This is a genomic window from Rathayibacter sp. AY1C1, from assembly GCF_002932105.1.
Taxonomy (GTDB): domain Bacteria; phylum Actinomycetota; class Actinomycetes; order Actinomycetales; family Microbacteriaceae; genus Rathayibacter.
This window is the reverse complement of the sequence record NZ_PSWH01000002.1, coordinates 39,253-54,020: the sequence shown is the minus strand read 5'-3', so window position 1 is coordinate 54,020 and position 14,768 is coordinate 39,253. Positions and strand designations below refer to the sequence as shown.

The window sequence follows — 14,768 nt, the reverse complement described above, 5'->3', positions numbered from 1 at the left end:
GCTGTCAGCCCCGGGTGTCGCGCTCCTGGGCGCGGAGCGCACGCTCCACGCCGGCCAGGTTCTCGATCACGAGTCGGCGCAGCGCCGGGACCTCCGGGTTCGCGTCGAGCCAGGCGCGGGTGGCGTCGACGATCTCCTGCGAGGGCGTGGCGGCCGGGTAGAAGCCGACGACCAGGTACTCGGCGATCTTGTAGCTCTTCGACTCCCAGAGGGAGCGGAGGGCGTCGAAGTAGACCGGGACCATCGCGTCGAGCAGGCGCGGGTCGGCGGCGCGCTGGAAGCCCAGGCCCGTCGAGCGGACGATCGTGTTCGGTGCCGAGTCGTCGGCCGTGACGGAGTCCCACGCCGCGCGCTTCGCCTCCGCGGTCGGCAGTGCGGCACGGGCGTGCGCGGCCGACTGCTGGCCGGTCGCCGTGTTGTCCGAGGCGAGCGCCGCGTCGATGTCGTCCGCACCGGCCCGCCCGCCGGCGACGAGAGCGATCAGCAGCTCCCAGCCGAGGTCGGTGTCGATGTCGAGGCCGTCGAGAGCGGTGGAGCCGTTGAGCAGCGCCTGCACGGCCTCGAGGTGCGCCGGGGTGGACGCGATCGCGGCGAAGAACTTCACGAACTGGAACTGCGCGTCGCTGCCCGGCTCGGCGCTCTGCGCGAGCGTCCACAGCTGATCGCCCGCCTCCTCGAGGACCTCGGCCCGGTACTCCGGAGCGACGTACTGGGTGGCGGTGGCGACGAGCTGGTTGAGCACCGTCCGCAGGGTCGTGGACTCGGTCTCGGTCGCGACGTTGCCCAGGACGAGGCGGACGAAGTCGCGCGGCGCCGACTCGGCGTCGCGGGTCGAGTCCCAGACCGAGCCCCAGACCAGCGAGCGGGCCAGGGGGCTGTCGATGCTCGCGAGGTGCTCGACGGCCACGGCGAGCGAGGCGTCGTCGAGGCGGACCTTCGCGTAGGCGAGGTCGTCGTCGTTGAGCAGCACGAGCGCCGGACGGGTGCGGCCGATCAGCTCGGGCACCTCGGTGCGCTCCCCGTCGACGTCCAGCTCGAGGCGGTCGACGCGGACGAGGCGCTCGCCCTCGAAGTCGTACAGGCCGATCGCCAGGCGGTGCGGGCGGATCGTCGGGTACTCCTCGACCGCGGTCTGCAGGATCGCGAAGGACGCGATCGCTCCGCTCTCGTCGACCGCGATCTCGGGGCGGAGCGTGTTCACGCCGGCCGTCTCGAGCCACTGCGCCGACCATTCGGTGAGGTCGCGCCCGCTGGTGGCCTCCAGCTCGACCAGCAGGTCGCGCAGCTCCGTGTTCGAGAAGGCGTGCTTGACGAAGTACTCGTGGACGCCGGCGAGGAACTCCTTCTCGCCGACCCACGCGACGAGCTGCTTGAGCACCGAGGCGCCCTTGGCGTAGGTGATGCCGTCGAAGTTGACCTGGACGTCCTCGAGGTCGTTGATGGTCGCGACGATCGGGTGGGTCGAGGGCAGCTGGTCCTGGCGGTAGGCCCAGCTCTTCTCCATCGCGGCGAAGGTGGTCCACGCCTCGGTCCACTCCGTCGCCTCCGCGGTGGCGAGGGTGGAGGCGTACTCGGCGAACGACTCGTTGAGCCAGAGGTCGTTCCACCACTTCATCGTGACCAGGTCGCCGAACCACATGTGGGCGAGCTCGTGGAGGATCGTGACGACCCGGCGCTCCTTGATCGCGTCCGTCACCTTGGAGCGGAACACGTAGGTCTCGGTGAAAGTCACCGCTCCCGCGTTCTCCATCGCACCGGCGTTGAACTCGGGGACGAACAGCTGGTCGTACTTCGCGAACGGGTACGGGACGCCGAACTTCTCCTCGTAGAAGGCGAAGCCCTGCTTCGTCTTCTCGAACACGTAGTCGGCGTCGAGGAAGGGAGCGAGCGAGGCCCGGGCGAAGACCCCCAGCGGGATGGTGCGGCCGTCGGAGGAGACGAGCGAGTCGGTCTCGACCACGTAGGGTCCGGCGACGAGGGCCGTGATGTAGGAGGAGATGCGCGGGGTGGGCTCGAAGCTCCAGGTCGTGATCTCCTCGCCCGCCGGGACCGGCTCGGGAGTGGGCTGGTTCGACACGACCTGCCACTGCGCGGGCGCGGTGACGGTGAAGCGGAACTCGGCCTTGAGGTCCGGCTGCTCGAACACCGCGAAGACGCGGCGGGAGTCGGGCACCTCGAACTGCGAGTACAGGTACACCTCGCCGTCGACGGGGTCGACGAAGCGGTGCAGGCCCTCGCCCGTGTTGGTATAGAGCATGTCGGCGACGACGGTGAGCTCGTTGTCCGCGGCCAGGGCGTCGAGGCGGATGCGGACGCCGTCGGCGACGTCGGCGGGGTCGAGCTCCGCGCTGTTGAGGGTGACGGAGTGGACCGTGCCCGTGACGGCGTCGATGAAGCTCGAGGCGCCCTCGGTGGCGGAGAAGCGCACCGTGGTCGTGCTGAGGAAGGTCTCGGCTCCCCGGGTCAGGTCGAGGGCGATGTCGTAGTCGTGGACCTGGATCAGCGAGGCGCGCTCCTGCGCCTCGCTCCGGGTGAGGTTGTCTCCTGGCACGGGGGTGCTCCATCCGTTCGTCTCGGGCGCTGCCGCGGGCGCCGGGGTGCGGGCGCCGCCGATCCACCCTAGAGCTGCCGGGACCCGCCGTGGAGCCCCGTGGCGCCGATCCTGCGGAGCCGCCGGGGAGCGCGGACGCGGCCCCGGCGAGCGGCGTAGCGTGTCCCCATGACCTCTGTGGACTTCTGGTTCGACCCCTCCTGCCCGTGGGCCTGGATGACCTCGCGATTCGTGGACGAGGTGACCCCCGCGCGCGACCTCGACGTGCAGTGGCACATCATGAGCCTCGCCGTCCTCAACGAGGACAAGGACGTGGACGACTCGTACCACGCCTTCCTCCCGCGCGCGCTGCGCTACACGCGCCTGGTCGCCGCCGTCGCCGAGCGCGAGGACCGCGAGCACGTGAAGCCGCTCTACGACGCGCTCGGCACCCGAATCCACCCGGGGGGGCGCACCGACGTCGACGCGGTGATCGCCGAGTCGCTCGCCGAGCTCGGCCTGCCCGCGGAGCTCGCCGCCCACGCCGACTCGGATGAGTACGACGAGCCGATGCGCGCCTCCCACTTCGACGGGATCGAGCGGGTCGGCCAGGACGTCGGCACCCCGGTCATCGCGATCGGCGACGTCGCCTTCTTCGGCCCCGTCATCTCGCCGATCCCGAGGGGCGAGCAGGCGCTGACCCTCTGGGACGGCATCGTCGCCGCCGCCTCCTTCGACGGCTTCTTCGAGCTCAAGCGCTCGCGGACCCGCGACCCGCAGTTCGACTGAGCCGACCCGCGGTACTCTGGCTCCCGGCCCGGGCACCGCGGGTCCCAGACGGCTCTTCCGGAGGAGTTCTCTCGTGCGCATCCACATCGCCACGGACCACGCAGGGCTGGACTTCAGCCGTCACCTGATCGAGCACCTCGGCGCCGCCGGTCACGACGTGATCGACCACGGCCCCACGTCCTACGACCCGCTGGACGACTACCCGTCCTTCTGCATCAACGCCGCCGCCGCGGTCGTCCGCGATCAGGAGGCGGGGGTCGAGGCCCTCGGCGTCGTCTTCGGCGGCTCGGGCAACGGCGAGCAGATCGCGGCGAACAAGGTCGCGGGCGTGCGCGCGGCACTCGTGTGGAATCTGAGCACCGCCGTGCTGGCCCGCCAGCACAACGACGCGAACGTCATCTCGATCGGGGCCCGCCAGCACTCCGTCGAGGAGGCCACCGGCTTCATCGACGCGTTCGTCGCCGAGCCCTTCACCTTCGAGGAGCGGCACGTGCGCCGCATCGCGCAGCTCGCCGAGTACGAGGCCACCGGCGACATCGCCGGCCGGGTCGTCGACTCCGCCGCGAAGGAGCGCTGAGTGCCCGAGGGGCACTCCGTCCACCGGATCGCCCTGCAGTTCGAGCGCGACGTCGTCGGGCACCGCGTTGCGACCAGCAGCCCCCAGGGCCGCTTCACCGAGGGAGCCGCGCTCCTCGACGGGCGCGAGGTCCTCGAGTCCACGGCCGTCGGCAAGCACCTGCTGCTGCGCTTCGAGGGCGACCTGACGCTGCACGTCCACCTCGGCCTCTACGGTGCGTGGGACTTCCTCGGGCACGTCTCGCCGCTGTTCCCGGACGGCAAGGCCGGCAGCAGCATCGGCGCTCCCCGGCGCCGCCGCGCCGTGCGCCTCTCCGAGACGGAGCACGAGACCGACTCCGACCTCGACGAGTTCCCGCCGGAGCCCGTGGGCGCGGTGCGCGTGCGCATCATGACGGAGGAGACGGTCGCCGACCTGCGCGGCCCCACCGCCTGCGAGGTGATGGACCCCGCCCAGGTGGAGGCCCTCCTCGCCCGCCTCGGTCCGGATCCGGCCGTCGACGACTCCGACGAGGCGCGCGACCGCTTCGTGAACCGGCTCCGCAGGACGGCGACGCCGGTCGGGCTGGTGCTGATGGACCAGTCCGTGGTCAGCGGCATCGGCAACATCTACCGCGCGGAGCTGCTCTACCGCGCCGGCCTCGACCCGCACACTCCCGGCAAGCAGGTGCCGCTGGAGCTCGCACAGGAGCTGTGGCGGGACTGGGCGGACCTGCTCGAGGACGGCATCCGGACCGGGATGATGATCACGCGCCGCGGCCTGACGAAGACCGAGCGCTCGAAAGCCGTCCGCAGCCGCGCCGAGCGCAACTACGTCTACAAGCGCGAGGGTCTGCCCTGCCGCGTCTGCGGCACGAACGTGCTGCTCGAGGAGATCGGCGCGCGCAAGCTCTACTGGTGCCCGGTGTGCCAGTCGTGAGCGCCGGTGGAGAGACGCCGGCCCGGTCCCGCGCCCGCCGAGCCGTCCGCCCCGCGCTCCGCGAGGCCGCCCGATGACCGGCGGTCTCCTGCTCCGGGGCGCCCGCCTCCTCGGCTCGTCCCGACCCGGTGCCGTGCTCCTGCGCGACGGCCGCGTGGAAGCGGTCGGACCGGACGCCGCCGCCGCCCCGGGCGACGAGGTGCGCGACCTCGACGGGCGCTGGGTGCTCCCCGGCCTCTGGGACGAGCACGTCCACTTCTCCCAGTGGGCGATGACGGCCCCGCGCCTGGACGTCTCGTCAGCCGACTCGGCCCGCGGAACGGCGGACGCGGTCCGACGTCGCCTGGCGGAGGAGCCCGGTACCGGCACGCTGATCGGCTTCGGCTTCCGCGACGGCCTCTGGCCGGAGCCGCCGACGACCGCGCTCCTGGACGAGGTCTCTCCGGAGCGGCCCGTCGTGCTGATCAGCGGCGACCTGCACTGCGCCTGGCTGAACTCCGCCGCGTACCGGCGCTACGCCGTCGCTCCCGAGCCCGAGCTGCTGCGCGAGGACGCCTGCTTCGAGCTCGTCACCGCACTCGGCGCCCTCGGCGACGACGAGCTCGACGCACTCGCCGACGCTGCGGCGCGGCGGGCTGCGGCTCGCGGGGTGGTCGGCGTCGTCGACCTCGAGATGCGCTGGAATGTGGGGGACTGGCCCCGTCGCGTCGCTGGCGGAGCACGCTCCCTCCGCGTCGACACCGGCGTCTACCGCGACCACCTCGACCGCGCCCTCGCGGAGGGACTGCGCACGGGCGACGAACTCGACGGCGGTGACGGCCTGCTGCGGATGGGCCCGCTCAAGGTCCTGATCGACGGCTCCCTCAACACGAGGACCGCCTACTGCGCCCACCCCTACGCCGACCACGACGGCAACGGCGTCCTCACCGTGGAGCCCGCCGAGCTGGACGAGCTGCTCGCCCGCGCGGCCGCCGGGGGCATCCGCTCCACCGTGCACGCGATCGGAGACGCCGCGGCGACGCTGGCTCTGGACGCGCTCGGCCGGGTCGGCGGGGGCCGGATCGAGCACGCTCAGCTGCTCGCGGAGACCGACCTTCCGCGGTTCGCCGCGCTCGGCGTGGAGGCCGGAGTGCAGCCCGCGCACGCGCTCGACGACCGCGAGGTGGCGGAGCGGTACTGGCCGGGACGCACCGGCCGGGCGTTCCCGCTGCGCTCGCTGCTCGACTCCGGGGCCCGCGTGGTGCTCGGCTCGGACGCTCCGGTCGCTCCGCTCGACCCGTGGGTCGCGATCTCGGCCGCGGTCGCGCGGGCGCTGCCGGGCGACGAGCCCTGGCATCCGGAGCAGCGGGTGAGCGTCGAGGAGGCGATCGTCGCCTCGACCCGGGTGCGCCGGCTCACGCCCGCGGCCGGCGATCCCGCCGATCTGGTGGTGGTCGACCGCGATCCGCTCGCCGCCGATGCAGGAGCCCTCCGATCCATGCCGGTCGCCGCGACCCTCCTGGCGGGCCGCTTCACGCACGGCGGCTGACCCGCGCCCGTCGCGACTCCGGCTGCTCCGGATCGCGCGGACGGGCCGGGGAACGACGACGGCCCGCGGGATCCGAGGATCCGCGGGCCGGTCGAGGCGTGGTGCTCAGCTCTCGCTGACGTGGGCGAAGAGGAACCAGCGGTCCTTCTCGAGGCCGCGGCCGATCTCGATCGCGACGTCCTGGCTGCTCGCGTCGATCTCGGCGAGCTCGGCGATCGCCGTGTTGACGGTCGCGATGGCGACGTCCATCTGGCGGATGATCTCGACGATCGCGTTCTCGGAGCGCTGGAAGCCGGGGGTGAGGGGTTCGGACTGCGTCGCCGAGGCGACGGTCTGGATGCGGGCGTCGACCGGGAGGCCGAGGGCGACGACGCGCTCCGCGGCGAGGTCGGCCCACTCGATGGCGCGGCCGACGATCGCGTCGAGCAGCTCGTGGACGCCGATGAAGTTGGCGCCGCGGACGTGCCAGTGCGCCTGCTTGCCGTTGACGGCGAGCGCGGTCATCTCGACGACGACGGGGCTGAGGAACTGGGCGACTCCGGATGCGACATCCGGGTTCGACGAGGTGAGCGACGTGACGGACGTGGTGGACATCGTCTGGTCCTTTCGAGAGGGGGTGACTGATCGTCAACAGTACGCAGATCCCTCGGCGCCGCAAGGAAGCGCAGGCTCGGCTCAGTCCGGTGAAGGACAGGCTCACCTCTGTCGCGGAGGGGCGTCACGGGGGCTTCCCCCCGGGTGCACGGAGCCGTGCCGCCGGTACGCTCGACCGGGTCGCGGCGGCGGCGGGAGCGGACAGGAGGCGCGGATGAGCGGAGCATCGACGGCCCTCGGCGAGGCCTCGCGCGCCTACCTCCGGCTCTGGCGCGGACTGCCCCGGGAGGTGCTCGCGCTGGTGGCCGCGATCCCGGTCGCGCTCCTCGGCGCCTTCTGCGCCGGCGTCGCGCTGGCCGTCGCGCTCGGGCTCGTCGGAGTCCTGATCGGCCTGGTGTTCCTGCCCGCCGCCCTCTACACGGCGCGCTTCTTCTCGCGGGCCGCCGTCGGCCTCGACGTGCTGGCCGGACGGCCCGCCGTCCCCCGGCCGCAGTGGCGGCGACCGCCCTCCGCCGTCACTCCCTCGACCTTCGCCCTCTACGGTCCGGTGATCGACGGGCACTACTGGCTCGCTCTCCTGCACACGCTCGTCGTGGCTCCGGTGCTCGCGCTGCTGTCCGGACTGCTCCTCGCGCTGTGGACCTGGGCGGGCCCGGGCACGGTGGCCGCCGCGCTCACGGGGGCCCCCGGTCCGGCCCGCCTGCTGGCCGAGAGCGGAGCAGCTCTGCTGGGCGCCCCGCAGCCTCCGGCGGGACTGGTCGCCGCGGCGACGGTCGCCACGACCGTCCTCTTCGTCTCGACCCTGCCGTTCGCCACCCGCGGCCTCTCCCTCCTGCACTGGCTGGTCGACCGTCTCCTGCTCGGCCCGTGGGAGTCGGAGGCGCTCCAGCGCGAGGTCGCCGAGCTGAGCGCCTCCCGCGGCGCAGCCGTCGCCGCCGAGGACCGCGCGCTGCGCCGGCTCGAGCGCGACATCCACGACGGCCCGCAGCAGCGCCTGATCCGGGTGCAGATGGACCTGGCCTCGGCCCGCAACCGACTCGCCGCCGACCCGGAGTCCGCCGCCCGCCTGGTCGACGAGGCTCGCGAGCACGTGCGCGCCGCGCTCGACGAGCTGCGCGCCCTCTCCCGCGGAGTGGCGCCGCCGATCCTGCAGGACCGGGGCTTCGAGGCGGCGGTGCACTCGCTCGCCGAGCTCAGCCCGGTGCCGGTCGAGGTCCTCACCGAGCACCCCGTGGCGGACGTGCCGCCCGAGGTCGAGCGCAGCGTCTACTTCGTCGTCGCCGAGCTGCTCGCCAACGTCTCCAAGCACTCCGGTGCCCGATCGGTGCGGGTGCATCTCGACACCCGCGACTCCGGCACTCCGGGGGAGCGCTGGCTCGACGCCTGGGTGGTCGACGACGGAGTCGGCGGGGCGTCGCCGGTCGCCGGTCACGGTCTCGAGGGGGTGGGCGGGCGCGTCCGGGGCCTGCGCGGGATCCTGAGCGTGGAGTCGCCGGTCGGCGGGCCGACCACGGTCGGGGTGCACGTCCCCTACCTCCCGGCCGTCCTATCCTGAGGGCGTGCCCGTGATCCGAGTCGCCATCGCCGAGGACTCGGTCCTCCTGCGCGAGGGCCTGGTCCGCCTCTTCGAGGACGCGGGGTTCGCCTCCGTCGGCGCCTTCGGGGACGCGGACGCCCTGCTCGCCGATCTGGCGCGGGACCCGGCCGGCGTCGACGTCGCCGTGCTCGACGTCCGGATGCCGCCGACCTTCCGCGACGAGGGCGTCCGCGGGGCGCTGGAGATCCGCCGGCGCTACCCGCAGGTGTCGGTCCTGCTGCTCAGCCAGTACGTCGAGGTCACCTACGCGCAGGAGCTGCTCGGCTCCGGCGACGGCGGACTCGGCTACCTCCTGAAGGACCGGGTCGCCTCCGTGGAGGAGCTGCGCGACGCCGTCGAGCGCGTCGCAGCGGGCGGAACCGTCCTCGACCCGCAGGTCGTCGCCTCGCTCCTGCAGCGCAACCGCGACCCGCTCGCCTCGCTGACCCCGCGGGAGCGGGAGGTGCTGGAGCAGATGGCCCAGGGGCGCACGAACGCGGGCATCGCCTCCGCTCTCTTCGTCGGCGTGGGCGCCGTGGAGAAGAACGTGACCGCGATCTTCCAGAAGCTCGGGCTCGAGGACTCGGGCTCCGACCACCGGCGGGTGCTGGCGGTCCTCGCCTTCCTGCGCGCCGGGCGCTGACCACCGGAGAAGAGGAGAACCCGATGCCGTCGAGTCCTGCGGAGGGCGCCCGCGTCCTCGCCCTGACCGGGGGACGCGCCCCGGAGATCGCCGACACCGCGTGGGTCGCTCCGGGCGCCACCGTGATCGGCTCCGTGCGCCTGGGGGAGCGGGCGAGCGTCTGGTACGGCGCCGTCCTGCGCGCGGAGCACGCGCGGATCGAGCTCGGCGCCGGCAGCAACCTCCAGGACGGCGTCGTCGTCCACGTCGACGCCGACTACGACGCGGTCATCGGCGCCGGAGTCTCGGTCGGGCACAACGCCGTGCTGCACGGCTGCACCCTCGAGGACGACGTGCTGGTCGGCATGAGCGCGACCGTCCTGAACGGGGCCGTCATCGGCACCGGCTCGCTGATCGCCGCGGGCGCCGTCGTCCTCGAGGGGACGGTCGTCCCGCCGGGCTCGCTCGTGGCGGGCGTCCCCGGGAGGGTCCGGCGGGAGCTGACGGAGGAGGAGCGCGAGGGCATCCGCCGGAACGCCGCCTCGTACCTCGCCCTGACGGAGGAGCACCGCGGCGCGGTCGGCTGAGCACGCCTGGAACGACGAAGAGCCCCGGACATCCGGGGCTCTTCGAGAGGAGAGGGGCTGACGAGAATCGAACTCGCATCATCTGTTTGGAAGACAGAGGCTTTACCACTAAGCTACAGCCCCGAATCGCTGGTCTGACGACCGCGAACCGGTGCGACCGGGTCTCTCGACCGGGCACCAGGACAGCGTAGTACATCGCGCGAGCACCGTGGACACCCCGGTCGTCCTCCGCCGCGCGGTTCCGGTCGCCGCTGCCGCGGTGCAGTACACTTGCGAAGGCCATTTCGGCGTGTCGCGCAAGCGCACGTGCGGGGACGGCTCGACGAGAGTCTCACGCACGGTGCCCAGGCCCGCGCATCCGGGGCGTAGCTCAGCTTGGCTAGAGCGCCCGCTTTGGGAGCGGGAGGTCGCAGGTTCGAATCCTGTCGCCCCGACCACGAGTACTCATCGTGACGACATCGACCCGTGACGACCGTCATCCGGCGCCGACACCAACCAGCACAGGAGATCCCCTCACGTGAAGACCACGGTAGAACAGCTGAGCCCGACCCGCGTGAAGCTCGCGATTTCGGTCACCCCGGACGAGCTCGGCCCCAGCATCACGCACGCCTACGGCCACATCGCCGAGCAGATCAACGTCCCCGGCTTCCGCAAGGGCAAGGTCCCGCCCGCCATCGTCGACCAGCGCGTCGGCAAGGCCGCGGTGCTCGAGCACGCGGTCAACGAGGGCCTCGACGGCTTCTACCGCGAGGCCGTCCGCGAGACCGAGGTCCGCCCCCTGGGCCGCCCGCAGGCCGACATCGTCGCCTGGCCGAGCGACAAGGACTTCACCGGCGACCTCGAGCTCGCCATCGAGGTCGACGTGCGCCCCGAGATCACCGTCCCGGACTACGACGGCATCGACCTCACCGTCGAGGCGGCCGAGGTCACCGACGCCGACGTCGACGCCGAGCTGGACAAGCTCCGCAGCCGCTTCGGCACCCTGGTCACCGTGGACCGCCCGGCGAAGACCGGCGACTTCGCGCAGATCGACCTGGTCGCCTCCATCGACGGCGTCGAGGTCGACACCGCCAACGCCATCTCGTACGAGCTCGGCTCGGGCGAGCTGATCGAGGGCATCGACGAGGCGCTCGACTCGCTCACCGCGGGCGAGAGCACCACGTTCACCGCTCCGCTGCTCGGCGGCGACCACGCCGGCGAGCAGGCCGAGATCGCCGTCGCGCTCACCGCCGTCAAGGAGCGCGAGCTCCCCGAGGCCGACGACGACTTCGCGCAGATCGCCAGCGAGTTCGACACCATCGCCGAGCTGCGCGAGTCGCTCAAGGAGCAGGCCGCTCAGCAGAAGACCTTCGGCCAGGGCGGCGAGGCCCGCGAGAAGCTCGTCGAGGCGCTGCTCGCCCTCGTCGAGGTCCCCGTGCCCGCCGGTCTCGTCGAGGACGAGGTGCACCGCCACCTCGAGGGCGAGAACCGCCTCGAGGACGACGAGCACCGCGCCGAGGTCAAGGAGGCCAGCGAGAAGACCTTCAAGACGCAGATCCTCCTCGACCACGTCGTCGAGCAGGAGAAGGTCCAGGTCAGCCAGGACGAGCTCACGCAGTACCTCATCCAGGGTGCGGCGCAGTACGGCATGGAGCCGAACGAGTTCATCAAGATCTTGTCCGAGAACAACCAGATCGGCCAGATGGTCGGCGAGGTCGCCCGCAACAAGGCGCTCGCGATCGTCCTCGGCAAGGCGAAGGTCACCGACACCGAGGGCAACGCCGTCGACCTGACCGCGTTCACCGCGGTCCCCGGTGACGACGAGGCCGTCGAGGCCTCCGACGAGGCCGTCGCCTCGGACGAGACCGAGGTCGCGGAGGAGGCTCAGGCCGACGCCGACGCCGAGGTCCCCGCCGAGCCCGTCGCCGAGGAGCCCGCCGCCGAGGAGGAGCCCGCCCCGGCCCCCAAGAAGAAGCGCGCGCCGGCCAAGAAGAAGGCCGCCGCTCCCGCCGAGGAGACCCCGGCCGCGGAGTAGTCGCCGCGAGCACGTCAGGAGCCGCCCCCCGATCCGTCGGAGGGCGGCTCCTCTCGTTGGGGGGGCTCCGGTCCGCCCCGGGCGAACACGGGCGACTCCCGCTCCGCCCCGGGCGAACACGGCCGGATCGGGTTGGCGGCGTCCGATAGATTCGCCTCCGAAGCGACAACTGAAACGGAGCAATACATGGCCGACATGGTTATGCCCAACAGTGTTTTCGACCGCCTGCTCAAGGACCGGATCATCTGGCTCGGTTCCGAGGTGCGCGACGAGAACGCGAACGAGATCGCCGCGAAGCTCCTGCTCCTGGCAGCCGAGGACTCCGAGCGGGACATCTACCTCTACATCAACTCGCCCGGCGGCTCCATCACCGCGGGCATGGCGATCTACGACACGATGCAGTTCGTCCCGAACGACATCGTGACCGTGGGCATCGGGATGGCGGCCTCCATGGGCCAGCTGCTCCTCACCGCCGGAACCCAGGGCAAGCGCTACATCACCCCGAACGCGCGGGTGCTCCTCCACCAGCCGCACGGCGGCTTCGGCGGCACGGCCTCCGACATCCAGACCCAGGCGCAGCTCATCCTCGACATGAAGAAGCGCCTCGCCGAGATCACCGCCAAGGCGACCGGCAAGACCGTCGAGCAGGTCAACGAGGACGGCGACCGCGACCGCTGGTTCAGCGCCGAGGAGGCCCTGGCCTACGGCTTCGTCGACCACATCCGCTCGTCGGCGACCGACGTGGCCGGCGGTGGCGGAACCGCCATCGACGAGTAGTCCAGCGAACGCGCCGAGAGATCAGGAACAGACAATGACCACACCCACCTTCGGCGGAACGGCGTTCGGCTCCGGAGCCGCACCGTCCTCGCGCTACATCCTCCCCACGTTCGAGGAGCGCACGGCCTACGGCTACAAGCGCCAGGACCCGTACGCCAAGCTCTTCGAGGACCGCATCATCTTCCTCGGCGTCCAGGTCGACGACGCCTCCGCGGACGACATCATGGCCCAGCTCCTCGTGCTCGAGAGCCAGGACCCGGACCGCGACATCGTCATGTACATCAACTCGCCCGGTGGATCCTTCACCGCGATGACGGCGATCTACGACACGATGCAGTACATCCGCCCGCACATCCAGACGGTCGTGCTCGGCCAGGCCGCCTCGGCCGCCGCCGTGCTCACCGCCGCGGGAACGCCCGGCAAGCGCCTCGCGCTGCCGAACGCGCGCATCCTCATCCACCAGCCCGCCGTGCAGCAGGGCGGGGGCCAGGCCTCGGACATCGAGATCCAGGCCGCCGAGATCATGCGTATGCGCGAGTGGCTCGAGGAGACGCTGTCGCACCACTCGAACCGCTCGATCGAGCAGGTCAAGAAGGACATCGACCGCGACAAGATCCTCGGCGCGAGCGACGCGCTCGAGTACGGGCTGATCGACCAGGTGCTCACCAGCCGCAAGAGCCTCCCGGCTCTCACGGCGTAGGGCGTCCGGGAGGGGCCGGGTGGCGGAGCGATCCGCCGCCCGGCCCCTCTCTGCGTCCTCCGTCGCCGTAGCAAAGCGCCTCACGAGGCGCAAGGCACGGCGAATCCGGCCCGCCTGCCGAGCCCTCGCGGCTCAGCGGCTAGGCTCGGAGCAGTGTCAGGGGGCTCGTCCCGCTCGCACCGGCCGGAGCTCCGGGCTCCGTTGCACGACCGACCGACGCACGACAGACGCACGACAAGGAAGTGGGGCATCCCCGTGGCACGTATTGGCGAAAGCGCCGACCTGCTGAAGTGCTCCTTCTGCGGCAAGAGCCAGAAGCAGGTCCAGCAGCTCATCGCGGGACCGGGCGTCTACATCTGCGACGAGTGCGTCGAGCTCTGCAACGAGATCATCGAGGAGCGCCTCTCCGAGTCGAGCGAGGAGACGAGCCACGAGTTCGACCTCCCGAAGCCGAAGGAGATCTTCGGCTTCCTCGAGGAGTACGTGATCGGGCAGGAGCAGGCCAAGAAGGCCCTCGCCGTCGCCGTGTACAACCACTACAAGCGCGTACGCGCCCGCAACACCATCACCGCCGCCGACGCGATCCACGACGAGGTCGAGATCGCCAAGAGCAACATCCTGCTCATCGGCCCCACGGGATGCGGGAAGACCTACCTCGCCCAGACTCTCGCGAAGCGCCTCAACGTGCCCTTCGCCGTCGCGGACGCCACGGCCCTCACCGAGGCGGGCTACGTCGGCGAGGACGTCGAGAACATCCTCCTCAAGCTCATCCAGGCCGCCGACTACGACGTCAAGCGTGCCGAGACCGGCATCATCTACATCGACGAGGTCGACAAGATCGCGCGGAAGGCCGAGAACCCCTCGATCACGCGCGACGTCTCGGGCGAGGGAGTGCAGCAGGCACTGCTCAAGATCCTCGAGGGCACCGTCGCCTCCGTGCCCCCGCAGGGCGGGCGGAAGCACCCGCACCAGGAGTTCATCCAGATCGACACGACGAACGTCCTCTTCATCGTCGCCGGCGCCTTCGCCGGGCTCGAGGACATCATCTCGTCGCGGGCGGGCAAGCGCGGCATCGGCTTCGGCGCCCCGCTGCACAACAAGGAAGACGAGATCAACATCTTCAGCGAGGTCCTCCCGGAGGACCTGCACAAGTTCGGGCTGATCCCCGAGTTCATCGGGCGCCTCCCCGTCGTGACGACGGTCACGCAGCTCGACCAGGTCGCGCTCATGCAGATCCTCACCGAGCCGCGCAACGCACTCGTGAAGCAGTACCAGCGGATGTTCGAGATCGACGGCGTCGAGCTCGAGTTCGACCGGGGCGCTCTCGAGGCCATCGCGGACCTGGCGGTCCTCCGCCAGACCGGCGCCCGCGGACTGCGCGCGATCCTCGAGGAGGTGCTCGGCCCGATCATGTTCGAGGTGCCCTCCTCGGACGAGGTGGCGCGCGTCGTCGTCACCCGCGCCGCGGTGCTCGACAACGCGGCCCCGACGATCGTCCCCCACGCTCCCCGTCGCCAGGAGAAGAGCGCCTAGTCGCTCCCCGCCCCGCTCTGCCA

General features: G+C 71.6%; 13 protein-coding genes and 2 tRNA genes. 12 read left to right on the top strand and 3 right to left on the bottom strand.

Annotated features, from left to right (window positions below):
- Positions 1 to 4: 4 nt before the first annotated feature.
- Entirely contained in the window at positions 5 to 2,551 is a 2,547-nt protein-coding gene (gene pepN, locus C5C71_RS01435) for an aminopeptidase N (RefSeq protein WP_104336991.1), read from the bottom strand.
- A 168-nt stretch (positions 2,552 to 2,719) separates the two neighbouring features.
- Between pepN and C5C71_RS01430 the strand changes: the two genes are divergently transcribed.
- The 4 genes from C5C71_RS01430 to C5C71_RS01415 all read left to right on the top strand — a co-directional run bounded on the left by C5C71_RS01430 (position 2,720) and on the right by C5C71_RS01415 (position 6,342).
- Positions 2,720 to 3,319 carry a DsbA family protein gene (locus C5C71_RS01430; protein WP_104336990.1) on the top strand — a complete coding sequence of 200 codons (600 nt, stop codon included), beginning with the start codon at positions 2,720 to 2,722 and terminating at the stop codon, positions 3,317 to 3,319.
- Between the two features lie 73 nt (positions 3,320 to 3,392).
- Positions 3,393 to 3,896: a ribose-5-phosphate isomerase gene (locus tag C5C71_RS01425; RefSeq protein ID WP_104223700.1), complete on the top strand. Its 504-nt coding sequence runs from the start codon at positions 3,393 to 3,395 to the stop codon at positions 3,894 to 3,896.
- Entirely contained in the window at positions 3,897 to 4,814 is a 918-nt protein-coding gene (locus tag C5C71_RS01420; RefSeq protein WP_104336989.1) for an Fpg/Nei family DNA glycosylase, read from the top strand.
- Between the two features lie 73 nt (positions 4,815 to 4,887).
- On the top strand, positions 4,888 to 6,342 hold the full coding sequence (locus C5C71_RS01415) for an amidohydrolase (protein ID WP_104226732.1): 1,455 nt from the start codon (positions 4,888 to 4,890) through the stop codon (positions 6,340 to 6,342).
- 105 nt (positions 6,343 to 6,447) lie between these two features.
- Here the strand turns inward: C5C71_RS01415 and C5C71_RS01410 are convergent, their stop codons facing one another.
- On the bottom strand, positions 6,448 to 6,936 hold the full coding sequence (locus C5C71_RS01410) for a Dps family protein (protein WP_104226731.1): 489 nt from the start codon (positions 6,934 to 6,936) through the stop codon (positions 6,448 to 6,450).
- A 214-nt stretch (positions 6,937 to 7,150) separates the two neighbouring features.
- Here C5C71_RS01410 and C5C71_RS01405 point away from each other — a divergent pair, with 214 nt between their 5' ends.
- The 3 genes from C5C71_RS01405 to C5C71_RS01395 are packed head-to-tail and all read left to right on the top strand — an operon-like array spanning position 7,151 to position 9,721.
- Entirely contained in the window at positions 7,151 to 8,491 is a 1,341-nt protein-coding gene (locus tag C5C71_RS01405; RefSeq protein WP_104288243.1) for a histidine kinase, read from the top strand.
- A gap of 4 nt (positions 8,492 to 8,495) precedes the next feature.
- Positions 8,496 to 9,155 carry a response regulator transcription factor gene (locus C5C71_RS01400; RefSeq protein ID WP_104223696.1) on the top strand — a complete coding sequence of 220 codons (660 nt, stop codon included), beginning with the start codon at positions 8,496 to 8,498 and terminating at the stop codon, positions 9,153 to 9,155.
- 23 nt (positions 9,156 to 9,178) lie between these two features.
- Entirely contained in the window at positions 9,179 to 9,721 is a 543-nt protein-coding gene (locus C5C71_RS01395; RefSeq protein WP_104226728.1) for a gamma carbonic anhydrase family protein, read from the top strand.
- Between the two features lie 52 nt (positions 9,722 to 9,773).
- Here the strand turns inward: C5C71_RS01395 and C5C71_RS01390 are convergent.
- Positions 9,774 to 9,844, bottom strand: a tRNA-Gly gene (locus C5C71_RS01390).
- A 236-nt stretch (positions 9,845 to 10,080) separates the two neighbouring features.
- Here C5C71_RS01390 and C5C71_RS01385 point away from each other — a divergent pair.
- The 5 genes from C5C71_RS01385 (at position 10,081) to clpX (ending at position 14,745) form a co-directional block, all read left to right on the top strand.
- A tRNA-Pro gene (locus C5C71_RS01385) sits at positions 10,081 to 10,158 on the top strand.
- A gap of 80 nt (positions 10,159 to 10,238) precedes the next feature.
- On the top strand, positions 10,239 to 11,735 hold the full coding sequence (tig, locus tag C5C71_RS01380) for a trigger factor (RefSeq protein WP_104336988.1): 1,497 nt from the start codon (positions 10,239 to 10,241) through the stop codon (positions 11,733 to 11,735).
- Positions 11,736 to 11,921: 186 nt separating this feature from the next.
- On the top strand, positions 11,922 to 12,512 hold the full coding sequence (locus C5C71_RS01375; RefSeq protein WP_097165884.1) for an ATP-dependent Clp protease proteolytic subunit: 591 nt from the start codon (positions 11,922 to 11,924) through the stop codon (positions 12,510 to 12,512).
- Between the two features lie 34 nt (positions 12,513 to 12,546).
- Positions 12,547 to 13,212, top strand: a complete 666-nt coding sequence (locus C5C71_RS01370) for an ATP-dependent Clp protease proteolytic subunit (RefSeq protein ID WP_068253282.1) — start codon at positions 12,547 to 12,549, stop codon at positions 13,210 to 13,212.
- Positions 13,213 to 13,467: 255 nt separating this feature from the next.
- Entirely contained in the window at positions 13,468 to 14,745 is a 1,278-nt protein-coding gene (clpX, locus tag C5C71_RS01365; RefSeq protein ID WP_104223693.1) for an ATP-dependent Clp protease ATP-binding subunit ClpX, read from the top strand.
- Positions 14,746 to 14,768 lie beyond the last annotated feature (23 nt).